This is a genomic window from Prevotella melaninogenica ATCC 25845, assembly GCF_000144405.1.
GTDB lineage: Bacteria > Bacteroidota > Bacteroidia > Bacteroidales > Bacteroidaceae > Prevotella > Prevotella melaninogenica.
In genome coordinates, this window is record NC_014371.1 from 386,243 (window position 1) to 409,963 (window position 23,721).

General features: G+C 40.4%; 18 protein-coding genes. 3 read left to right on the top strand and 15 right to left on the bottom strand.

Features of this window, described 5'->3' with window-relative positions; all coding sequences use genetic code 11:
- Positions 1-155: 155 nt before the first annotated feature.
- From HMPREF0659_RS08605 to gcvT, 6 genes are all read right to left on the bottom strand, one after another.
- On the bottom strand, positions 156-761 hold the full coding sequence (locus HMPREF0659_RS08605) for a riboflavin synthase (RefSeq protein ID WP_013265046.1): 606 nt from the start codon (positions 759-761) through the stop codon (positions 156-158).
- A 757-nt stretch (positions 762-1,518) separates the two neighbouring features.
- Positions 1,519-2,883 carry a dihydrolipoyl dehydrogenase gene (gene lpdA / locus HMPREF0659_RS08610; protein ID WP_013265698.1) on the bottom strand — a complete coding sequence of 455 codons (1,365 nt, stop codon included), beginning with the start codon at positions 2,881-2,883 and terminating at the stop codon, positions 1,519-1,521.
- Positions 2,884-2,917: 34 nt separating this feature from the next.
- Positions 2,918-4,408, bottom strand: coding sequence for an aminomethyl-transferring glycine dehydrogenase subunit GcvPB (gcvPB, locus tag HMPREF0659_RS08615; protein WP_013265879.1), 1,491 nt, complete (start codon positions 4,406-4,408; stop codon positions 2,918-2,920).
- A gap of 31 nt (positions 4,409-4,439) precedes the next feature.
- Positions 4,440-5,750 carry an aminomethyl-transferring glycine dehydrogenase subunit GcvPA gene (gene gcvPA / locus HMPREF0659_RS08620; protein ID WP_013265407.1) on the bottom strand — a complete coding sequence of 437 codons (1,311 nt, stop codon included), beginning with the start codon at positions 5,748-5,750 and terminating at the stop codon, positions 4,440-4,442.
- A gap of 128 nt (positions 5,751-5,878) precedes the next feature.
- A complete protein-coding gene (gene gcvH, locus HMPREF0659_RS08625) occupies positions 5,879-6,259 on the bottom strand; it encodes a glycine cleavage system protein GcvH (RefSeq protein ID WP_013265109.1) in 381 nt (126 codons plus the stop codon).
- 38 nt (positions 6,260-6,297) lie between these two features.
- Positions 6,298-7,383 (bottom strand): glycine cleavage system aminomethyltransferase GcvT, encoded by a 1,086-nt coding sequence (gcvT, locus tag HMPREF0659_RS08630; protein WP_013265212.1) that lies wholly within the window; start codon positions 7,381-7,383, stop codon positions 6,298-6,300.
- 246 nt (positions 7,384-7,629) lie between these two features.
- Between gcvT and HMPREF0659_RS08635 the strand changes: the two genes are divergently transcribed.
- A complete protein-coding gene (locus HMPREF0659_RS08635) occupies positions 7,630-8,715 on the top strand; it encodes an FMN-binding protein (protein WP_013265701.1) in 1,086 nt (361 codons plus the stop codon).
- Positions 8,716-9,235: 520 nt separating this feature from the next.
- Here the strand turns inward: HMPREF0659_RS08635 and HMPREF0659_RS08640 are convergent.
- The 4 genes from HMPREF0659_RS08640 to HMPREF0659_RS08655 form a co-directional block, all read right to left on the bottom strand.
- The gene (locus HMPREF0659_RS08640; RefSeq protein WP_013265470.1) at positions 9,236-9,988 is read right to left on the bottom strand and encodes a shikimate dehydrogenase family protein; all 753 of its coding nucleotides are present in this window, start codon (positions 9,986-9,988) and stop codon (positions 9,236-9,238) included.
- A 240-nt stretch (positions 9,989-10,228) separates the two neighbouring features.
- Entirely contained in the window at positions 10,229-10,963 is a 735-nt protein-coding gene (gene ubiE, locus HMPREF0659_RS08645; RefSeq protein ID WP_013265560.1) for a bifunctional demethylmenaquinone methyltransferase/2-methoxy-6-polyprenyl-1,4-benzoquinol methylase UbiE, read from the bottom strand.
- Positions 10,964-11,109: 146 nt separating this feature from the next.
- Entirely contained in the window at positions 11,110-12,060 is a 951-nt protein-coding gene (locus HMPREF0659_RS08650; protein WP_013265187.1) for a phosphoribosylaminoimidazolesuccinocarboxamide synthase, read from the bottom strand.
- A 21-nt stretch (positions 12,061-12,081) separates the two neighbouring features.
- Positions 12,082-13,029: a PhoH family protein gene (locus HMPREF0659_RS08655; protein ID WP_013265343.1), complete on the bottom strand. Its 948-nt coding sequence runs from the start codon at positions 13,027-13,029 to the stop codon at positions 12,082-12,084.
- Positions 13,030-13,137: 108 nt separating this feature from the next.
- Between HMPREF0659_RS08655 and HMPREF0659_RS08660 the strand changes: the two genes are divergently transcribed.
- A complete protein-coding gene (locus HMPREF0659_RS08660; protein ID WP_044046052.1) occupies positions 13,138-13,932 on the top strand; it encodes a DUF5715 family protein in 795 nt (264 codons plus the stop codon).
- A gap of 192 nt (positions 13,933-14,124) precedes the next feature.
- Positions 14,125-14,676 carry a 30S ribosomal protein S16 gene (locus HMPREF0659_RS08665; protein ID WP_013265645.1) on the top strand — a complete coding sequence of 184 codons (552 nt, stop codon included), beginning with the start codon at positions 14,125-14,127 and terminating at the stop codon, positions 14,674-14,676.
- 549 nt (positions 14,677-15,225) lie between these two features.
- On the opposite strand, the gene hutI is transcribed toward HMPREF0659_RS08665, so the two are convergent.
- The 5 genes from hutI to HMPREF0659_RS08695 form a co-directional block, all read right to left on the bottom strand.
- Positions 15,226-16,479, bottom strand: a complete 1,254-nt coding sequence (gene hutI, locus HMPREF0659_RS08670) for an imidazolonepropionase (RefSeq protein ID WP_013265201.1) — start codon at positions 16,477-16,479, stop codon at positions 15,226-15,228.
- A gap of 108 nt (positions 16,480-16,587) precedes the next feature.
- Entirely contained in the window at positions 16,588-18,069 is a 1,482-nt protein-coding gene (hutH, locus tag HMPREF0659_RS08675) for a histidine ammonia-lyase (protein WP_013265366.1), read from the bottom strand.
- Positions 18,070-18,102: 33 nt separating this feature from the next.
- A complete protein-coding gene (locus HMPREF0659_RS08680; RefSeq protein WP_013265069.1) occupies positions 18,103-20,112 on the bottom strand; it encodes a urocanate hydratase in 2,010 nt (669 codons plus the stop codon).
- A 248-nt stretch (positions 20,113-20,360) separates the two neighbouring features.
- Complete coding sequence (ftcD, locus tag HMPREF0659_RS08685; protein ID WP_013265054.1) at positions 20,361-22,064, bottom strand: glutamate formimidoyltransferase; 1,704 nt, start codon at positions 22,062-22,064, stop codon at positions 20,361-20,363.
- A gap of 736 nt (positions 22,065-22,800) precedes the next feature.
- Positions 22,801-23,508 carry an SDR family NAD(P)-dependent oxidoreductase gene (locus HMPREF0659_RS08695; RefSeq protein WP_013265660.1) on the bottom strand — a complete coding sequence of 236 codons (708 nt, stop codon included), beginning with the start codon at positions 23,506-23,508 and terminating at the stop codon, positions 22,801-22,803.
- Between the last annotated feature and the right edge of the window lie 213 nt (positions 23,509-23,721).

The following is a 23,721-nucleotide window of genomic DNA, read 5'->3' on the forward strand; positions in this document are numbered from 1 at the left end:
TTACATTAACCTATTGTTATATATATACAAAAGGTTTTTAATTAACTTATTTTTATAATAAAACAACCCTAAACAACACTGAAATAGCTTTCTTTACTCTATTTCCTACGTTGTTTAGGGTTGTTAGATACTATGATAATAAATATTTACAATATCTATTTTGTAAAGCTATTTAAGCGTGCTATATATTTGCCAAGAATGTCAAACTCGAGGTTTACAATAGTGCCAATATGAATGTCAGCAAAATTGGTATTCTCTCGTGTGTAAGGAATGATGGCTACCTTAAAGCTGTTATCTGTTGGTTCGCAAACAGTCAGTGAGACACCATTGACCGTAACTGACCCTTTATCAACAGTGAAATAGCCACGTTGTGCCATCTCTCGGTTGCACGGATATTCGAAGGTGAAATAGGTACTACCATCTGCATCTTCCATATTAACACACTTAGCTGTTTGATCAACGTGACCTTGTACGATGTGTCCATCTAATCTACCGTTCATAATCATTGAACGTTCTATATTCACACGATCTCCCACTTTGAGTAAGCCTAAGTTCGAGCGTTCAAGGGTTTCCTTCATGGCTGTCACCGTATAGGTATCGTCTTGGAAGCGAACGACTGTAAGGCACACTCCATTGTGTGCAATACTTTGGTCAATCTTCAATTCCTTTGTAAATGAACATTGAAAAGTGAAATGGATATTCTCCTGTTCATGTTCAATCCCTCTAAGGATTGCCATCTCTTCTACAATTCCTGAGAACATTGCTAAATTTCTTTTATTATCCCCTTTAATAAAGCCTAAATGATGGTATAAGTATTGATAGATAATCTTTTATAACTTCACAGGCTACTTATAGGAGGTTAAGTTTTACATAATTACTATACGTTTGAATAATTGAAAAAGGTGGGGAATCACTTGGAAACCCCACCTCAATCCCTCTTCTTTAAAGAAATGGGAATTAGAAAAGTCGTATCGACGATGTGATGAAAAGTCCGAGTATCAATGATAAGAGAGCTCCTCGTCTTTGTAATCCACTGACCTTGCGGCTTAGTCGCTGAAATGCGATTTATGTGGCCCGCCATTAACAAAAGAAGTCATCTCGGGTTTTCTAATTTATTTGATGACTATCCCGATCGAATCGATACGACTAAATCTGTATCCTTTCTGCGTGCAAAGTTAGCATAAAGATTTTTATCCTCCAAACATTTTATACTTAAAAGTATTTACTTCTGGAGGTGAATCCCTTTGTTCTTTGTGTTGAAAGGAGCAGAAATGATAATGTTCTTTTGTGTATAACTTTAATAGTTTATTGGTTTTATAACCTTCTTTTGATAACAATTTGCCCTCGTCATGAATACATATTTGCAGGTGTTTATCGCTCCGCACCATTGGTGCTAAGCATCAACACGACATGTGCTAAGCCTCCGCACCATACGTGCTAAATATTGACACGTTGATAAAATGAGGGAAGAAAGGCTCATTATTGTCATTTTAGAGAATGATACTAATATCCCTATTTTTAGAGAAGAGCATCTTGTAGAATTTCACTTAACGTTGGATGGATATGAATGATGTCTCGTATCTTATCCAGTTTAGCATCATAATTCATTAAAGCTGCAACTTCTTGAATAAGGTCGGCAGAGTGAGCACCATAGCAGTGTGCACCTAATATAGAGCCATCTTCAGCTATAAGCACCTTTATCATACCTTCAGTTTCTTCCATGCTTAAAGCCTTACCATTGGCACGATAGAAACCTTTTCGAGTAGAGTACTTGATTTCCTCAGCTTTACACTGGTCTTCAGTCTTACCTACGCAGGCTGCTTCTGGATATGTAAAAATCGCAGATGGCATGATATCAAGGCGGATGTTATCGTCCTTTCCAAGAATATGATTGACAGCACGGAAGCCTTGGAAGGTTGCTGCATGCGCTAACATTTGGCGTGCATTGACGTCACCGATAGCATATACACCCTTCACATTTGTTTCCATATTGTCATTGACGACAATACCCTTTGCGTTTACTTCTATACCAGTCGATTCAATACCGATATTGTCGAAGTTGGCTTGACGACCAGTAGCAATCAATACAAGGTCGGTATCAATTCTATCTTCTTTACCCTTTTTATCGAATATAACGGTTGTATACTCTTGTCCACTCTCAGCAGGTGATAGGATTTGTTTTACGGCACTCTGCATGTAGAAGGTCACACCTCTTTTCTCTAATGTCTTCCTTAAGCGTTTAGCTATATCGCTGTCAATAGGAGGGAGGCATTCCTTCATAAACTCGATAACTGTTACTTCACTACCGAAAGCTGAGAAAGCTGAGGCAAATTCCATTCCGATAACTCCTGCCCCAATGATTGTGAGGCGTTGAGGAACCTTCGCAATAGAAAGTAATTCCGTGGATGTGACAATGTTTTGTGCTGTTTCAGACTGGCTCAAGAAGTCTTCTTCACTCATGAAAGGTGGCATCTTTGAACGTGAACCAGTCGCAATGATGATATGCTCAGCCTCTATTTGTTCGCCATTTACTTCAACAACATGGTCAGAAACAAAACGAGCCTCACCTATAATAAAGTCTATACCAGGCTGACTAAGTAAAGTGCTTACGCCCTCTCTAAGTTGATTGATAACTCCTTCTTTCCTCTCCATTACCTTCGCAAAATCGAGTGGGGGAGTCGTTTCGTAAAGAGAAGAAGTCGTAAGGCGTAGCTCAGCATCATGTGCAAGGCATTTCGTAGGAATACAACCAGCATTCAGACAGGTTCCACCAGGCTGTGCTTTCTCAATGATTGTCACTTCCAAACCATTCTGAGCAGCATAGGAAGCGGTTCGGTAACCACCAGGTCCCGAACCGATTATTAATAGATTTGTCTTTTTCATATTCAATCTCTTATAGAGTTACTGTGGAGATACGCTATGCATTCTCCTCTACGTCGTTGACAAGCTGACGATAAGTAAGGATTGGATGCTTAGCTGCAAGAACATCATCTACACGTCCAATAGGTGTGTTGTATGGTGCTCCCTTAACAAGCTCTGGGTTCTCAAGAGCCTCTTTAGCAATGGTATGCATCACCTCTATAAATCCATCAATAGTGTCCTTACTTTCTGTTTCTGTTGGTTCAATCATCATAGCCTCATGGAACAGAAGTGGGAAATATATTGTTGGAGCATGATAGCCATAATCGAGTAGGCGTTTGGCAACATCCATTGTTGTTACACCGGTACTCTTATCTTTCAAGCCATCGAATACAAACTCGTGTTTACAAAGTGTGTCAATAGGAAGCTCGTAATCATCCTTTAGACATTCCTTGATATAGTTCGCATTTAGAGTTGCAAATGGTCCAACCTCCTTGAGATGCTTCTTGCCAAGTGTGAGAATATAAGTGTAGGCACGTAGAATAACGAGGAAATTGCCGAGGTAGCCACTAATACGAATATTATCAGATGAGAATTCTCCTGTCGTATCTGGATTGTCAATAACAAAACCATCCTTCGTCTTCTTTACATGTGGCTTTGGTAGGAATGGAATTAGTTTCTCACCGACACCGACAGGACCAGCACCAGGACCGCCTCCACCATGTGGTGTAGAGAATGTCTTGTGTAGATTGAGGTGAATAACATCGAATCCCATGTCTCCAGGACGTGCTGCACCTAATAGTGGATTGAGGTTGGCACCATCATAGTACAGCAGACCGCCACAGTCATGTATGAGCTTAGCAATCTCTGGAATATCTTTCTCAAAGAGACCTAAGGTGTTAGGATTGGTCATCATCATACCTGCAATGTCATCACCCAAGAGCGGTTTTAAGTCGTTGACATCAACAAGTCCCTCAGCTGTACTCTTTACTTCTACAATCTCTAAACCGCAAACAGCAGCAGAGGCAGGGTTAGTACCATGAGCAGAGTCAGGTACGATAACCTTTGTTCGCTTTGTGTCACCACGCTGTTGATGGTAAGATGCTATGAGCATCAAACCTGTTAACTCGCCATGTGCACCAGCGTATGGGTTAAGCGTGACTTCTGCCATACCCGTAATAGAAGCAAGAGCACGTTGAATATTGTATTCAACCTCCAATGCACCTTGGACTGTTTCAATAGGTTGGTGAGGGTGAAGGGCTGTAAAGCATGGCATTGAAGCTATCTCTTCGTTGATGACCGGATTGTACTTCATCGTACAAGAACCCAGAGGATAGAAACCGTTATCAACGCCAAAGTTATTTTCACTATGATTAGTATAATGACGTACAACCGTCAACTCATCACATTCTGGTAGCTCTGCATCTTTCTCTCGTTTGCAGAAGTCGGGTAAAGGATGATGGCCAAAACGATTCTCAGGGAGGCTGTAAGCACGTCTTCCTGGATGTGACAACTCAAATATCAAATTGCCATATAGTTTATTATTCATTGTTGCGTAGATTTAGAAAAACTTTGTGTGACTATAATAATCCGACGAGTGTATCAATCTCCTCTTTTGTACGTTTCTCTGTAACGGCAATAAGGAGTTTGTCATCATCAACCTTGATACCTGGGAGAATACCCTGTTTGATAGCCTTGTCGAAGAAGGTATCGCGTTCCTTTATTTGAATAAGGAACTCATTAAAGAAAGGCTTGTTGTGAACAAGCTTAACTTTACCTGTACTAAGGAGTTGCTCGCAAAGGTAATGTGCACCATCATAGCCCATCTGAGCAGCCTCTTTTATACCCTCTTTTCCCATCATACTCATGTAGATTGTAGCATAAAGCGCCATCAAACTCTGGTTAGAACAGATGTTTGAAGTTGCTTTCTGACGACGGATATGCTGTTCACGTGCTTGTAGTGTCAGTGCGAATACACGCTGTCCACGGCTATCGCATGTCTTACCAACGATACGACCTGGGAGTTTTCGCATTAGCTTTTCAGTTGAACACATGTAGCCAGCGTATGGTCCACCAAATGCCATTGGAAGTCCAAGACTCTGAATATCGCCTATAGCAATGTCTGCACCCCATTCTCCTGGTGTCTTTAATAAAGCAAGGTCAGCTGCAACACTGTTAATAATGAACAGTGCCTTTTCTTCATGGCAAGTATCAGCAAAGCCTGTAAAGTCTTCAATAATACCATGTCGATTAGGCTGTTGTACAATAACTCCAGCCACACCACCTGCCTGTAATTGGTTTTTTAAGTCTTCGTGTGAAGTCTCTCCATCAACCGCCTTGATTGCCTTGAGCTTAATGCCATGAAAATGTGCGTAAGTCTTTAATACGCCAATGATATTCTTGCATAAAGTCTCAGAATATAATACAGTGTCAGCCTTCTTTGCATTATCAAAAGCCACCATCATAGCTTCAGCAGTTGCTGTAGTGCCTTCATACATAGAAGCGTTGGCGATATCCATGCCAGTAAGTTCAGCCATCATACTTTGGAACTCAAAGATATAATGGAGTGTTCCTTGTGATATTTCAGCTTGATAGGGGGTATATGATGTAAGAAACTCCGAACGACTGAGAAGATTCTGAATAACACTTGGCGCATAGTGGTCATATACACCTCCACCTGCGAAGCAAGTAAGCTTGTCATTCTTTTGTCCAAGTTTCTCAAAGAAAGCGCGTATTTCTAACTCGCTCATCGTCTCAGGAATATCATAATCTCCCTTGAAACGGATGCTCTCAGGTACTTCAGCATATAGGTCTTCAAGCTTCTTTATGCCAATACGGTCAAGCATCTGTCGTATATCCTCACCTGTGTGAGGTAAAAACTTATGAATCATTTGTTTAGGATTGAATAGGTTAGTAGTAGACTGATATAAATATAAATAAGCGTTTATAAGCGATGATAGGCTTTTCTATCATCACCTATTTGCACTTATAAACGCCCATATATTTATTTCGTAGAACTTTATTCTGCACAGAATTCTTCGTAAGCTTTAGCATCCATAAGATTCTTCAGCTCTGCAGTATCTGTAAGTTCAACTTTTATAATCCAGTTTTCGTATGCATCTTTATTGAGCAAGTCTGGTTCATCTTCCAAAGCCTCATTAACTTCGATCACCTTACCAGATACTGGAGATTTGAGGTCTGAAGCAGCCTTAACACTCTCTATTGCACCGAAATCTTCATCTACTTCAATGTCATCGTCTACATCTGGCATATCAACATATACGATGTTACCTAAAGCGTGCTGTGCATAATCGGTAATACCAATATAGCCAATACTGCCAACTACTTTCACGAATTCATGTGACTCTGAATAATAGAGTCCTTCAATTACTTTTGCCATAATATTATTTTTTTGATTGTTTATTAGCTTTATAGATTTTATTTCTTATAGTGATTCTCATAAAATTTCTTTTTAACAACAGTGCCTGGGAAAGTCTTCTTGCGGATTTGGATCTCAAGTCTATCACCCATCTGAACGGAAGCATCTACCAATGCGACAGCACAACTCTTATCAACAGAGATGAGGTGGTAGCCCGTGGTGACTTCACCGACTTCAACACCATCTTTCAGAACCTTGTATCCATGACGAGGAATAGCATTATCGTCTAACTCAATACCACGGAGACGCTGGCTGACACCTTCTGTCTTTTGTTTCAAAAGGGCTTCCTTTCCGATAAACTCTTCTTTATCAAACTTCACGAACATTGATAAACCAGCCATGACAGGGGTTATCTTATCAGAAAGTTCATTACCATAGAGTGGCATGCCTACCTCAAAACGCAAGGTGTCTCGGCAGCCTAATCCACAAGGTTTTACGCCAGCTTCAATCAGTTTATCCCATATCTTTACGATATATTCAGGTGTGCCATAAACTTCAAAACCGTCTTCTCCAGTGTATCCTGTACGAGAAACGATAACCTCAGTACCATCTTGCTGAAGGCGCTTTACCTCATAAAACTTCAATTCTTTGCAAGCAAGACCGAGCACATCTTCTAACATGCTTTCAGCCTTTGGGCCTTGAATTGCTAACTGACCATAAGCTTCGCTCTTGTTCTCAATAATAACATCGAAACCTTCTGCGTTCTGTTCAATCCATGCTACGTCCTTATCAATGTTGGAAGCATTGATTGTCATGAGGTACAAGTGGTCGTCAAGTTTACAAATACATGTGTCATCTACAACTCCACCATCAGGGTAGCAAATCATACCGTAAAGCACCTTACCCGCAGCAAGTCCGTTTACGTCATTTGTAAAGATATGGTTAATAAACTTGTCTGCTTCGGGACCTGATACTATAACCTCTCCCATGTGAGACACATCAAAAACTCCGCACTGTTCTCTTACTGCGTTATGCTCATCAATAATTCCTGTATATTGGATGGGCATGTCAAAGCCTGCAAAAGGAGTAATAAGTGCGCCTAATGCTACGTGTTTGTCATATAGACATGTTCTTTTGTTTGTCATATTGTTTAGGTTTATAAGTTTGGTTCTTCGTTTGGTAGCTTGTAAGTATATACTTAGGTAGACCTATTTGCAAAGTCTGATTGCAAATATAGGAAAAAGCCGTGAAGAGACAAAATAAAATCTAATATTTTGATGTTAATAAAGTTAAAGTATAAAAAAGTTCAATTATCTGTATCCCACATTAGGTTGATTTCGATATTTATTTGTATTTTTGCATTTCTCAGAATAAAAAGATGTATCAGTTTAATGAAGAAACTTCAACAATTATTTTTGTTATTAGCCTGCATATTGGTTTTGGCAGTTGCGGCTATACAACGTGATGGAAAACTATTGGGTAATCGTGTATTTAGTAATGATAACAAGGAAACAAAAACCAAGATAGATACCCTTCGTACATTAGATGATGGTAGGGTTGTTATCAATACCACTTATTTAGCAAAGGATATAAAGGGCTTTGGAGGCGCAGTCCCTTTAGAGATTTATCTTAAGAAAGGAAAAGTCCAACAGGTAAAGGCATTACATAATTCTGAGACCCCCGAATTCTTCCAAGAAGCCAGTGAATTGTTAAATCGTTGGAATGGTAAAACGACTGAACAGGCGTTGGCTATGAAGGTTGATGGTGTAACTGGAGCCACTTACTCTTCAAATGCTATTATTGGAAATATGAAGGCTGGTTTACAGTATGCGGCTAAGAATGTGAAAGAGACTTCATTCTTTGATAGACTGGACTTACGAGCAAAGACGATAATTGGTTTTATTGTTGTTCTTATGGCAGCTATTATTCCTTTGTATGTTAAGAACAAGCGTTATCGTGTCTTCCAGCTCTTATTGAACTTTGTGGTTTTAGGCTTATGGGGAGGAACATTCATTTCATGGTCTGTTCTTGTTGGTTTTATGTCTGGTGGTATGAATGTATGGATACCATTGATTCCTATCATTATGTTGATAACAGCCTTCATTTATCCCCTTTTTGGTAAGAAGAATTACTATTGTACACATGTTTGTCCGTTAGGCTCTGTACAAGAGTTGGCGGGAATGACAAATCATAATAAGTTGAAGATGAGCAAACAGACTGTACAATATCTTGAACATTTCCGTAAACTATTGTTTTGGGTGTTGATGATCTTGATGCTTGCAGGTGTTTGGTCACAGTGGATGGATTATGAATTGTTTGTAGCTTTTATATTCAAATCAGCAGCTTGGGTAATTATTCTGATAGCTGTTGTGTTTATCTTGCTGTCATTCTTTGTACCACGTCCTTATTGTCGCTTTGTCTGTCCAATGGGAAGTCTATTAAAGTTGCCTACAACTAAGGTTACGAAGTGGGTGTAGTGTAGGAATAAAACGGCCCACATCCATCTTTAAGTAAATAGGTTGGGAGTATGTATCTGTTGAGAAAAATATTGACATTAGATTACTAATTTCCCCCTTTGAATGATAAAAAAACACCTCTATTTGATACGCTCGTAACCGACAGAGAGTCAGATATTTGTAAAACGTGAAAGTAAAAGGTGCTTAATTGGCCTTCAAAAGGGCGTTAGTAAGACCTCAAAAGGGCATCTTTTGCAAGCTTATTGGGCGTCTTTTAGAAGCTAAAAGAGCATGTTCTTAAAAATAGGAAGTGAAAAATTAGGACAAATGCTCTTATACCAATCTCTTTTCAAATGAGTAGGGGAGATGACGATGTGTTTTTCCTATATAAAATAAGGAGGAAAGATTAAGTTAATCTTTCCTCCTTATTCCTCATCTCCTTTCAGAAAGTTTTATGGGTCTTCAGTAATTTGGAGTGATAAGGCTTACCTTATTATATAAGGGCTTTAGTTTCTCACTATATATTTTGGATGAATCAGTTTTATTTCTGTTCTTCTCCTTCCCAAAACTCCCAGCTTGCGAAAGCCTGTAGAAGAAGCATTTCAAGACCATTCTTTACAATAGCTCCATGCTCACGCCCTTTTGTCATAAATAAGGTTTCATCAGGATTATATAGTAGGTCGTAGAGTAGTGTGTGGCTGTCCATAGCCTCGTATGGAAGCGATGGGCATACTTCCGTATTGGGATACATGCCGAGTGGAGTACAATTAACAATCACATTATACTCACGAATAATCTCAGGAGTTATTTCTTCGTAGGTTAAAACTTCAGCTCGTTTTGTACGTGATACGAACTTCGTTTCCAGTCCGAGCGACTTTAGCCCATAGTTGATAGCCTTTGATGCACCCCCAGTTCCGAGGATAAGTGCCTTCTTATGGTGGCGTTCAAGTAAAGGTTCAATACTACGTGTGAAGCCAATCACATCGCTATTAAAGCCTTTAAGTATAGTTTTATTGCCTTTGTGGGTGACACGAATAACATTTACAGCACCAATAGCTTTAGCTTCTGGACTAAGACTATCAAGATAAGGAATTACCTGCTCCTTATAAGGAATGGTCACATTCAGTCCACGTAATTGAGGATTAGCATCAATTACCTCTTTGAAATCCTCTATAGATGGAATTTCAAAGTTGATATATTGGGCATTGATGTGTTCGTTCTCGAATTTCTCATTGAAATAGCCAATAGAGAAAGAATGCCCTAATGGGTAGCCAATTAGTCCGTACTTGTCCATATCTTTACCTTGTTCTATAAATTATTTTATCCATTCGTTACATCGAACGATATTCTACTTACAAACGAACTTTCCTGTCACTTCTGTCATTCAAATCGGTTGCTTAATGCTCTGTATCACACTTGTTTAACTTGAAGTGTTAAATGTGACAGGAAAATGAAATCAAAACTATTATGATAATGTGTCTAATAATTTCTCTCTGTCATATTAGGTTTTGTAAGTCAATATCTCAGAAGAATCCTATTTCTCTGCAAAATACATTGTACAGATACCGAATGTCAATCGGCGGAAAGAACTTTTCGCAAAGCCTGCTTTTTGGAATATCTCCATCATCTTTTCGCCTTGTGGGAAAGCCTCAACAGTCTTGTTAAGGTATTCGTATGCACTTTTATCTTTTGAGATAAACTTAGCATAGTTCAGCAAGAATGTGTTAGAATAGATGCGGAAAAGTTGTTTCATTGGGAACTTAACAGGTGTTGTCAGCTCTACAATGCTCAGGTGTCCACCCTTCTTCAGTACACGGCAAATCTCAGCAAGTCCCTTATCAAGGTTCTGGAAGTTACGAATACCGAATGCAGCTGTCACAGCATCAAACGTATTGTCGGGAAAAGAAAGGTTAAGACAGTCTTCCTTCTGAAAAGAAATGACATCACTCAGTCCTGCAGCTTTTACCTTCTCACGACCGATAGCCATCATACCTTCAGAAATATCTGCACCGATAAGATGTTCAGGCTTCAGCTCTTTAGCTGCAAGAATGGCAAAGTCGCCAGTACCTGTAGCAATGTCAAGCATCTGCTTTGGACGGAAAGGCTGCAACTGACGAATAGCTTTCTTACGCCACCCCTTATCAATATTTCCAGAAAGACGATGATTTAGGGTGTCATAAGTTGGTGCGATGTTATCAAACATCTCTTCTATTAGTTTTCCTTTCTCGCCCTCTCCATCATAGGGCTTAATCTTTTCCTGCTCGTACATAATTCTTTTAATTCATAATTCATAATTCTAAATTCATAATTATGATTACTATTCTTTGATATGCTATAGGGGCATATTAGAGATTAATCACTGAATAGTTCTAATCAAATTTAAGAACTTAGAATTATGAATTAGTATTTATCATTTTACTTTCTTGAAGCCAGATACTGCTTTACATTCTTCTCGATGCGTGCAGCAATATCGCCATCTTCAACAGCCTTGTCAAACTTCTCGCCTGTGATATGCTCGTAAAGCTCGATATAACGGTCGCTAACTGTCTCAGCATATTCATCTGTAATCTCAGGCATGGTCTGTCCTGGCTCATTCATAAAGTTGTGCTCGATAAGCCACTGACGAAGGAATTCCTTAGAAAGCTGCTTCTGAGGTTCACCCTTCTCAAGTTTCTCCTCGTAACCTTCTGCGTAGAAGTAGCGGCTTGAGTCTGGTGTGTGAATCTCATCAATGAGGTAGCACTGACCATCACGCTTTCCGAACTCATACTTTGTATCAACGAGTATCAAGCCCTGCTTTGCAGCAATCTCCTGACCACGTGCAAAGAGTTTGCGTGTCCAGTCTTCGATGATTGCATAGTCTTCTGCAGAAACAATCCCCTGCTCAATAATCTCTTCCTTAGAGATGTTCATGTCGTGACCTTCGTCAGCCTTAGTAGTTGGAGTTACGATTGGCTCTGGGAAACGCTCGTTCTCACGCATACCATCAGGGAGTTTTACGCCACAAATCTCGCGACATCCGTCCTTGTAGGCACGCCATGCAGAACCTGTAAGGATTGAACGGATAATCATTTCAACACGAAAGCCCTCACACTTCAGACCAACGGTTACCATTGGATCAGGAGTAGCCAACTTCCAGTTAGGACAGATGTCTGTTGTCAGGTCAAGGAACTTGGCAGCAATCTGGTTCAAAACCTGTCCTTTGAACGGTATTCCTTTAGGCAGTACGACATCGAATGCTGAGATTCGGTCGGTAGCTACCATGACGATAAGATCGTCGTTGATGTCATACACATCACGTACTTTGCCGTGATACACACTCTTCTGTCCATCGAAATGGAATTCAGTTTTTGTTAATGCTTTCATTGTTTTTATGTTTATAGAGTCCTATCTCTTGTTAGCCTTATCGTGTGCTTCGTATGCGTTCACGATACGCGTAACTAATTTGTGTCTTACAATGTCTTTTTTATCAAGATTGACGACCGAGATACCATCCACACCATTTAGAATCGAAAGTGCTTCCTTTAATCCACTCTTCTCTGCATGTGGGAGGTCAATCTGAGTCAAGTCACCCGTGATAACCATCTTTGTATTCCAGCCCATACGTGTTAAGAACATACGTATTTGTGCTGGTGTTGTATTCTGTGCTTCGTCAAGGATTACTACAGCATCACTCAGTGTTCGTCCTCGCATGAATGCCAATGGAGCAATCTGAATGATATGTTTATCCATCATATCCTGTAGCTTTACAGCTGGAATCATGTCCTCTAAAGCATCATAAAGTGGTTGCAGATAGGGGTCAATCTTATCCTTCATGTCACCTGGAAGGAAGCCAAGTTTCTCACCAGCTTCAACGGCTGGGCGTGATAAGATAATCTTCTTTGCAGCTTTCTCTTTGAGTGCCTTAACAGCCAAGGCAATACTGAGATAGGTCTTACCCGTTCCCGCTGGTCCAACTGCAAATATCATATCGTTTTTCTCGAAGGCATCAATCAGTTGCTGCTGATGTTCCGAACGACCTTTAATAGGTCTGCCCGATACAGAATAAACAAGGACGTCCTTTACCGCATCAGCTTTGGTCTTACGACCTTTCACGATATCAAGGATGTCCTCTTCTGTAATAGTGTTATACCGCTCCACATGCTTACGCATGGTTTCAATGTCTTCTTCAATCTTTACCATCTCTTCCTCATCACCTAAGATGCGAATAACATTGTCTCTTGCAACAATTCTCAACTTAGGGAAGAGTGATTTTATCATTTGGAGGTGACCATTGCCAACCCCATAGAAGACTACTGGGTCTATATCTTCAAGAACTATATGCTTCTCTATCAATTTTTTCTACTTTATATTTGTTCGCAAAGTTACTATAAAATAATGATACTTACAAATTATTCTTAATTCATAATTCGCAATCAGCAAAAACTTATTACCTTTGTATCAATGAAACAAAAAAAGAAGATAACAAAGAATCGTTTTTTATTGGGCTTCATTGCTATAACTTTTCTTTTAGCCCTCATAAGGTTATTATTTCCGTCTATCGCTCATGATAGGATGAAAGCATTATCCAAAGGTGATAGTGATAGCACGCATGTCATGGCAAAAGTTGATTCAGCTAAGATTAAAGCTCAATCAACTCCAAGTAATGTTAAGATGTCTCATTTCTTTACATCAGATGGGTCACAGAAGAAAAACCGAATCGTTGGTGTAAGAGATTATGAAGAGAGCTTTCCTGACTCGCAACCACAACAGCTTGATGCTGCGTTGCGTTATGGTGTGAAGCCTGTTGCTGATCGTGCTGATGCTGAGAAGCGTAAGAGCGAATTGGTATATGTTGGTAGTAATCCATATTATAATATGAAGAAGTTGAATAGTAGCATACCATACCTTGTGCCACGTGCTGCTATCTTACTTCAAGATATTGCCCGTAACTTTATGGATAGCTTGCAGACAAAGGGAGTGCCTATCAATAAACTTTTAGTTTCAAGCGTTTTGAGAACAAAGGAAGATGTTGAGAAACTTCGTCGGTATAATCATAATGCAACAGAGAATAGCTGCCACCTGTATGGTACAACCTTTGATATTGCTTACAATAAATATGCTTCAGTTACTCGTCCTGTGACAAATGATACTCTTAAATGGGTTTTAAGTGAAGTGCTTAACGACTTACGCTCACAAGGGCGATGCTTTATTAAGCATGAGAAACATCAGGGTTGTTTCCATATAACAGTAAGATAATTTAGTATTGAAAGCTATCATATCTTGAAATGCTTTTATGGGAAAAGCAGTAGCGGGACGAAAAATAATCGTTGTAGTATTAATATAATCATCAGATTATTTGGCTGTTAGAAAAAAAAGAAGTAATTTTGCAGTCGCTGTTACGAGATGACAGTATTAAATTCAAACCTTTAAAATATTTATTAAAGAATTATGGCAACAAAAATCAGATTGCAGCGCGGTGGTCGTAAGAACTATGCTTTCTACAGCATCGTAATCGCTGACGCTCGTGCACCACGTGATGGTAAGTTTACTGAGAAGATTGGTACTTATAACCCTAACACCAATCCAGCCACAGTAGATTTGAATTTTGATCGTGCTCTTTACTGGGTTGAGACAGGTGCTCAGCCAACAGACACTGCTCGTAACATCCTTAAGGGTGAGGGCGTTTACATGATGAAGCACCTCCGTGGTGGTGTTAAGAAGGGCGCATTCGACGAGGCTGCATGCCAGCAGAAGTTTGATGCTTGGAAGCAGGCTAAGGTTGCAGCTACAGAGGCTGTTGAGAAGAAGGTAACCGACGCGAAGAAGGCTGCTGCTGCTCAGAACCTCGAGGCTGAGAAGAAGGTTAACGAGGCTATTGCTAAGAAGGTTGCAGACAAGAAGGCTGCTACCGTTGTAGCACAGGCTGAGGCTGAGGCAGCACAGGCTGCTGAGGATACTACTTCTGAGGCTCCTGCAGAGGAGGCACCAGCAGAGGCATAACCCTCGCTCGCTATTAAAGCATAAGTCCATAGACTCTTCAAGAGTTTATGGACTTTTTTATTTGTGATAGATTCAAAAGTGTTACAATATGGTAAGCATTCCCACATAAATAAGTCATTCTTGTCTTACTAAATAAAGGTAATGATGTCCGATTTTTTCACATATCGATTTTGTAAAGACCACTAAACGACTTGCTATTAACGCCTAATTGGCTTGCAAAAGATGCTCTTTTGAGGTCTTATTAACGCCCTTTTGAAGTCCAATTAAGTACCTTTTCTTGTACACCTTTATAACTAATTGATTTACTGTAGGTTGTGAGCTTGCCTTTTACACGTGTCTTCCCATTTTATTTTTTAGCTTTTATAAGAAATTGTGTAATGATTTTTCAGTATCTTATCTGCCAACTTTCAATGCGTTAAAATGAAAAGGTTCTCTGTGTCGGAGGATGAATAAATAGACAGTCTTAGCTATTTTTTTGTTTAATGAATACCTTTGGTTCTTCCATTAAAGCAATACAAACAATGCTATGCATTTAATGGAAGAGCCCTTTCAATCTACTTTTACATACTCTTCTCCTTGTAGGAAGACTCGTTTTATAATAGGTGTTGTATAAGCGTATGGGATAAATTCTATAGAAGGGATTGTGTCTGTAATAAAGAAGTTAGCCACCTTCCCACGTGTAATAGAACCATATTCTTTACTCAATCCCATTGCACATGCTCCATTCAAGGTTGCGGCGTTGATTGCTTCTGCTGGCATTAGGCGCATCTTGATACAGCCAAGAGAAACGATAAACTTCATGTCTCCTGATGGGGTAGAGCCAGGGTTATAATCGCTTGCAAGGGCAAGTGGCAATCCTTGATCTATCATCTTTCGTCCTAAGGCAAAAGGTAGGTTAAGGAAGAAGGAGGTTCCTGGAAGTGCAGTCGGCATTGTTTCGCTATTCTTTAGAATCTCAATCTCTTCTTCAGTCATACTCTCTAAGTGATCAACTGATAGAGCGTTATATTCTACACCAACCTCTACGCCACCTGATGATTCTAACTCGTCAGCATGTATCTTGGGTCGCATACCATATGCTGCACCAGCTTTTAGAATCCGTGCAGTTTCTTCTGGCGTAAAGAATCCTGTGTCGCAGAACACATCGATGAACTCAGCTAATTTCTCATCACCCACAACGGGTATCATTTCATTGATGATTAAGTCAACGTAGGCATCTTGTCTACCTTTATATTCACGTGAAACGGCATGTGCACCAAGGAATGTTGCAACGACTTTCAGCCGTGTTGTCTCTTTGATACGACGGATAACACGGAGCATCTTTAGTTCATCTTCCGTGTTAAGTCCATAACCACTTTTTATCTCTACACAACCTGTTCCTTTCCTAATAATCTCATCAACACGCTTCATAGCTTGTTGATAAAGTTCATCTTCACTTAATTCATGAAGGCGGTCAGCCGAGTTAAGGATACCACCACCACGTTTAGCAATTTCTGCATAGCTGAGTCCACGAATCTTGTCAACAAACTCTTGCTCTCGACTACTTGCATAGACAATGTGAGTATGGGAGTCGCACCATGAAGGAAGAATTGTTCCCTCTTCGGCATCAACAACTTCTTCATTATCAGAAACAGATGGGCAATTGCTCATCTTACCGTAATCAGCAAAATGTCCGTCCTCTATAATAAGGTAAGCATCGGACAGCGTGTTTAGTTCTGTCATCTCTTTACCTTTAAGACATAGCTTTCCCTCTTGCCCTATACCAGCAAGTAAGCCAATGTTTTTAACTATTAATCTTTTCATTTCAAGTGTTCCTATAATCTATGAAAGTGTGAGAATATGGGATGTTCAATAAGAAAGGGGTTATGTCAAAATTGTAGACAATCTTGATACAACCCCTTTATGACTTACTTATTTGCGTAAGAATTCAATAGACTTGGCGATGTGAGGTGCCATAAACTCGTCTGTGTCAATGAAAGGAACGTTCTCACGATAAGCCTTGTGGATAGCTTCAATCGTTGGAGAAGACTTCAGCGGACGACGGAACTCAAGTGCTTGTGCAGCATTAAAGAGTTCGATAGCAAGTACACGTTCCGTATTCAATACAACCTGATAGAGCTTTGTTGCCGCATTAGCACCCATACTAACATGGTCTTCCTGACCTTGTGAAGATGGAATACTGTCGACAGATGCAGGTGTACAATAAGTCTTACTCTGGCTGACAATAGATGCTGCTGTGTATTGTGGAATCATAAAACCACTGTTTACACCGGGCTTAGCCACAAGGAAACTTGGTAGGTTACGTGTTCCAGAAACGAGCTTATAGATACGGCGCTCAGAGATATTGCTTAGTTCGCAGAGTGCGATAGCAAGGAAGTCCATTGGTTGTGCAATTGGTTCTCCGTGGAAGTTTCCTGCTGAGATAACAAGATCTTCATCAGGACAAACGGTTGGGTTATCAGTTGCAGCATTCACTTCAATATCTACGACAGACTTAACATAGGCAATGGTGTCCTTTGATGCGCCATGTACTTGTGGCATACAGCGGAAAGAATAAGGATCTTGTACGTTGACCTTAGGCTGTTTGATAAGCTCACTGCCTTCTAATAGTTCTCTTATACGTGCTGCAGTGTCAATCTGTCCCTTGTGATGACGAACAGCGTGAACAGCGTGCGTGAATGGTTCAATACGTCCATCGTAAGCCTCAAGAGACATAGTACCGATAACATCAGCCCACTCGCTCAAACGTTCACTTTGTAAGAGTGCCCATACAGCGAAGGCATTCATATTCTGAGTTCCATTGAGTAAGGCAAGTCCTTCTTTAGAAACAAGTTCGATAATCTCCCATTTCATCTTCTTAAGGATGTCAGCACCTGAGTAGATTACGCCTTTGTATTCCACCTCACCCATACCAATAAGTGGGAGAGAAAGGTGAGCCAAAGGAACAAGATCGCCTGATGCGCCCAGCGAACCTTGCATATATACAATAGGATAGATATCGTTGTTGAAGAAGTCTATCAGTCGCTCGACGGTCTTCAGCTGGCAGGCTGAATAGCCGTAACTGAGCGACTGAATCTTGAGCAGCAACATTATCTTTACAATCTCATTAGGAACGCGGTCTCCCACACCACAAGCATGAGACATCACGAGGTTTTTCTGCAGCTGTGAAAGACTATCCTTGTCGATAGATATCTTACAGAGAGAGCCGAAGCCTGTTGTCACACCATAGATAGGAGTTTCTGATTCTTTAATCTTATTATCGAGATACTCTCTACAACGAATAATACGTTGACGTGCATCTTCAGAAAGTTCAAGCTTTGTGCCGTTCTTGATTATCTCGCCAATCTGCTCAATAGACAGATGCTCGGCACTGATCTGATGAATTTTGTTCATAGTTTTATGGATTAGTATAATAGATTTAAATGATTAAAAAGCAGTGTTTATAACATCATCATCAACAATGTTAGGGAGTGTAACACAGAGTCCTGGTGTACGTTCCATCTCTCTTCGAATGGCATCAATAGAACCTGTGTTGCGTGCCCAACTACGACGTGCAATACCATTGTTGACATCCCAAAGGAGCATCTGACGGATGTGACGGTCAGAGTCTTCGCTACCATCAATCACCATTCCGAAGCCACCATTGATAACTTCTCCCCAGCCAACACCGCCTCCATTGTGGATAGATACCCATGTTGCACCACGGAAAGAGTCGCCGATAACATTCTGTACAGCCATGTCAGCGCAGAACTGTGAGCCATCATATATATTAGATGTCTCACGGAAAGGAGAGTCTGTTCCCGACACATCATGGTGATCACGTCCCAGAACGATAGGCCGAGAGATTTCTCCCCTACGTATTGCTTCATTGAAAGCTAAGGCTATCTTGGTACGTCCTTCCGAGTCAGCATAAAGGATACGAGCCTGAGAACCAACAACCAAGTGATTCTTTCCTGCTTCTTTTATCCAATGAATATTATCGTCAAGTTGACCGATAATATCTGGAGTTGCCGTCTTGCGTATTTCTTCTAATACTTCTGTTGCAATGCGGTCGGACGTTTCTAAGTCCTTTGGGTCACCTGACGAACAAACCCAGCGGAATGGTCCAAAGCCATAATCGAAGAACATTGGTCCCATAATATCTTGCACATAAGAAGGATAGCGGAACTTGCCATCAGTCTTCATGATGTCCGCTCCCGCACGACTTGACTCTAAAAGGAAAGCATTACCATAGTCGAAGAAGTACATACCTTTCGCTGTCAGTTTGTTAATAGCTGCCACCTGACGGCGTAAAGACTCCTGAACTTTCTCCTTAAACAACGCTGGTTCCTCTGCCATCATACGTTTAGATTCTTCCAAAGAAAGTCCGACTGGATAGTATCCACCTGCCCATGGATTGTGGAGGGAGGTCTGATCACTTCCTAAGTCAACGTGTACATCTTCTGCTGCTAAGCGTTCCCAAAGGTCAACAACATTACCCACATAAGCCATAGAGACTGTACGCTTTTCCTCAACAGCCTTCAATGCTGCAGGGATAAGTTCATCGAGTGAGGTGTGAAGTTCGTCAACCCAACCTTGGTCATAACGTTTCTGTGCCGCAAGTGGGTTGATTTCAGCCGTAATACTTACTACACCAGCTATGTTACCAGCCTTTGGTTGAGCACCAGACATACCGCCTAAGCCAGAAGTAACGAAGAGCATACCTTTTATACTTGTCTCTCCAGCCTTCAATCGTTTACGTGCAGCATTTAGAACGGTAATGGTTGTGCCATGAACGATACCCTGTGGACCGATATACATATAGGAACCTGCGGTCATCTGTCCATACTGACTTACGCCCAAGGCATTATCTCGTTCCCAATCATCTGGCTTAGAATAGTTTGGTATTACCATACCATTCGTTACCACTACACGTGGAGCATTCTTATGAGAAGGGAAGAGTCCGAGCGGATGACCAGAATACATCACCAATGTCTGTTCATCGGTCATCTCACTCAAATACTTCATCACCAATCGATATTGTGCCCAATTCTGGAATACGGCACCATTACCACCATATGTAATCAATTCATGAGGATGCTGTGCAACAGCCTTATCAAGGTTGTTCTGAATCATCATCATGATAGCTGCTGCCTGTTTAGAGTTATGAGGATATTCGTCGATAGGACGCGCATACATCTCATAAGTAGGGCGGAAACGGTACATATAGATACGACCATATTGGCGTAACTCCTCCGCAAACTCTGGTGCTAATGTTGCATGGAACTTCTTTGGGAAATAACGCAGAGCATTGCGTAGTGCAAGTTTCTTCTCTTCTTGTGTGAGAATATCCTTACGCTTTGGTGCGTGATTAATAGAAGGATCGTATGCTTGTGGCTCAGGTAGCGTGTCGGCTATGCCTGTGCGAATATCTTTTATAAATTCTTCTTTTGTCATAGTTACTTAGTAGATCTATTTGGGTTGTAGTTATTTAAAAAGGTTTCCAGCGTAAAGTGTATTAGTTAAAGCATATAACAGCTTTAGCTACGATTATATATCTATTATCTTATGGAGATTTTAATCGGGCAAGCAAGGTATACTTGCCCAATTTATTGACATATAATTAACTTCGTTGTGGGATAGCTAAAGCGTTATTTATTTCCTTGTTTATAAGGAATATAACCCTTATAATATAAAGAAAAACATTATAGTTTAGCCTCAACTATCTTCATTATCTCTGCCTCAGCTTCATTAGCTTGAGCAATCAACTTGTTTGCCTCGGCAACTAAATGTTCTGCTTTTTCTTTGTCTTTCAAGCCAGAAGCATTAATCTTCACATTCAGACCTGCGCCGAGTACAGCAGCACGAGCTGCCAATACACCAACACCAGCATCTGAAACACTGTTAGGATTACCTTCCTCTGCCATTGCACGGCAAAGTTCAAACACCTTGTATGAAGCCTTCATCGTGTGCAAAGGAACTTCTGTTGCGAAGAGTGTTGCTTCTTGTATCGCCTGAGAACGTGCAGCCTTTTCCTCATCGGTACCCTTAGGAAGTCCAAAGGCAGACATGATTCGGTTAAAAGCTTCTGTGTCTTCATCAACGAGTATCATTAGTTCAGATTGTATTGCTTGTCCCTTCTCAGCCCAGTTACTGAACTCTTCCCAGCGTGCATCCCAACCTGCTTTATGACTGGAGAGGTTGGCTACCATTGTACCTAAAGCAGCACCTAAAGCTCCCATATAAGCGGAGATAGTACCACCTCCAGGTGCTGGAGATTCACGTGAAGTCTCATTAGTAAACTCTTTGACAGTCAAATCAATGAGCTTTGGTGTCTTATTGGCATCTTCCAACAAATATTCAATGACTTTCTCACGTGGGTTGAAAGGTTTCAAATCGTCTAAGCCCATTGACATAATGGCAATCTTGATGATGTCTTCTTCTGGAATACCTGTTGAACGTTGCTGCTTCTTTAGGAAATAAGTTCCAGCTTCAAGGAGTGTTCGTTTAGGAATAAGACCTACTATTTCAGTACCAGTCACGCGTATTCCTCGGTTCTGTGCACAGCGACAAACCTCATCAAAGGCAATGTGGAGAGGTGTGATATTGATGTCAGTTATATTCATTGACACCTGTGCTATTCCATATTCATCAATGAACCAGCCAATAGCCTTTGTTGCTTTCAACGTACCGGGTTGCATGATGATTTCGCCCTTTTCGTCCTTCATTGGCTTACCCACAGGCGAACCACCTTCACGCATTGGACGCCCCTTTTCTCTTACATCAAATGCTATTGCATTGGCACGACGTGTAGAGGTTGTGTTGAGGTTGAAGTTTGTTGCTATCAAGAAGTCGCGTGCACCGACTGCTGTACAGCCTGTTCGTGCTAACTGCTCATCCCATTCACGTGCACCATAATCAGGTGCCTCTGCTGCTTCTGACATACGCTGTGGAAGTCCTTCATACTCTCCCTTACGGCAAATAGCAAGATTCTTACGTTCTGGAGTCTTGGCTGCAGCTTCATAACAGTAGCAAGGAACCTGTAGTTCATTAGCAATACGCTCTGCCAACTTACGTGCCAATGCTGCACATTCTTCTAAGGTGATACCAGCAACAGGGATAAGCGGACAAACATCTGTAGCACCCATACGAGGGTGAGCACCATGATGCTGTCGCATGTCAATAAGTTGTGCAGCCTTCTTAACACAACGGAAAGCAGCCTCTACAACTACTGATGGTTCGCCAACAAAGGTTACAACCGTACGATTGGTTGCTTCTCCGGGGTCAACATCCAGTAATTTAACGCCTTTAACGCGTTCCACTTCATCAGTAATCTGTTTGATTACATCTTTGTTTCGTCCTTCACTAAAATTAGGGACACACTCGATGATTTGTTTTTCTCGTGCCATATATAACAAATATAGATTTAAACAATGATAGTTTAGGTTTCGAGTGTAAAAATACAAATTAGTTTTTGTAATTCAAAACTTTTAATGCAAAACTATTTAAACAAACTTTAGTTACCTTCATTTGGCAAAGTAATGGAAGGTAATCGTATTAGAAATAGGTTTATAAATACAGTTATTAGGCATAGAAATAGGAGTGATTAGAAGGTGAAAAATGGTTTTTCTAAAATATAGAGTGATAAAAAGCCATTATATAATAAGGTATACAGAGCAATTCTAAGTTTCTTGCAGAAAGCTTAGAATCGCTCTATGCGATATTTCTTAAAACTCTAAACATAAGTAGTAAACCTTATCACTTCAAACTACCGAAGTCGCCTTTTGTTAGAATTTTTCACATATCGTTTTTTAAAAGACCACTAAACGGCTTGCAACTAACGCCCTTTTGACTGGCAAAAGATGCTCTTTTGAAGTCTTACTAACGCCCTTTTGGACCCTTACAAAGTACCTTTTCAAATCTATCTTTTCAACTGCTTGATAGCAAATAACTTACAAAGGTGATAAAATAACTTGCTTTTAAGCTGTTTCCCTCTCTTTTCTTTGGTTGTTTTGTCAATATATTTCTTTCCTTTTTTGATATAAATCTCACACGGAGCAACAGAGGTTCCGACGATGTAGGAAATAAAGGAGTATAACTGCAATGTTTCTTGGGAAGAATAAAGAGATATTCTTTTAGTCTAAACTATCGTCCTTCGTCAACGATAGGATATAGCTCAACAAACTCTCCTTGATGCTTTTCCCCATCATTAATAACCTCTGCAATCTTCTCACTAACAACATCTATCGAGTGAGAACCTGGTCCTGTATAATGGTTATTTAAATCGGTTGTCGTAGCACCAGGGTGGATATTGAAGATTTCAACAGGTATGTTGTTCTTCTCAAATTCCATAGCCATAATGCTGGTCATTGCATTCTGTGCTGCTTTACTGGCTACGTAAGCCATTGGATGCCAGTAAGGACTTACTTCAGATGGTACGGTTATGTTCACAATTCTTCCTTTGTTTGCAGAGAGTAATGGGGTAAGTGCCTTTGTCAGGCAGAATGTTCCGACATAGTTTACTTGTACGGTATCTATTACATCCTTTAGCTCTGACTCATAACTTGCTACTTCCATATCTCCAGGAATACCAGCATTGTTTACCAATAGTTCCAAGTCATGATATTTCTCTTTTACTTCTTTTGCTGTTTGCTCCAAAGAAGCATTGTCTGATAGATTGACGTATTGCCATCCAATCACGTCCACTCCCTCAGCTTTCAATGACTTCATCGCCTCCTCGGCACGCTCACTATTACGCGCACCAACGATTACCTGCCAGCCACTCTTGCCTAAAAACTTACAGATACCATAGCCAATGCCTTTGTTAGCACCTGTTACCAATACTTTTGCCATATTTGTTTTTCTATGTTTATCAGTGTGATATATTTGCTTGCAAAGATACATTATTTTATTGAGAGAATAATCTTTAATGCTGAGATATAATTACATAAAAGACTTTATTCTTTATATAATTTTAATGTGTGTGTTCCTTACTTTGATCATCATATAGCTTTATCTCTTTCTTATACAGTTTTTTTTACGTACCTTTGCAGTGATAATTCGTCT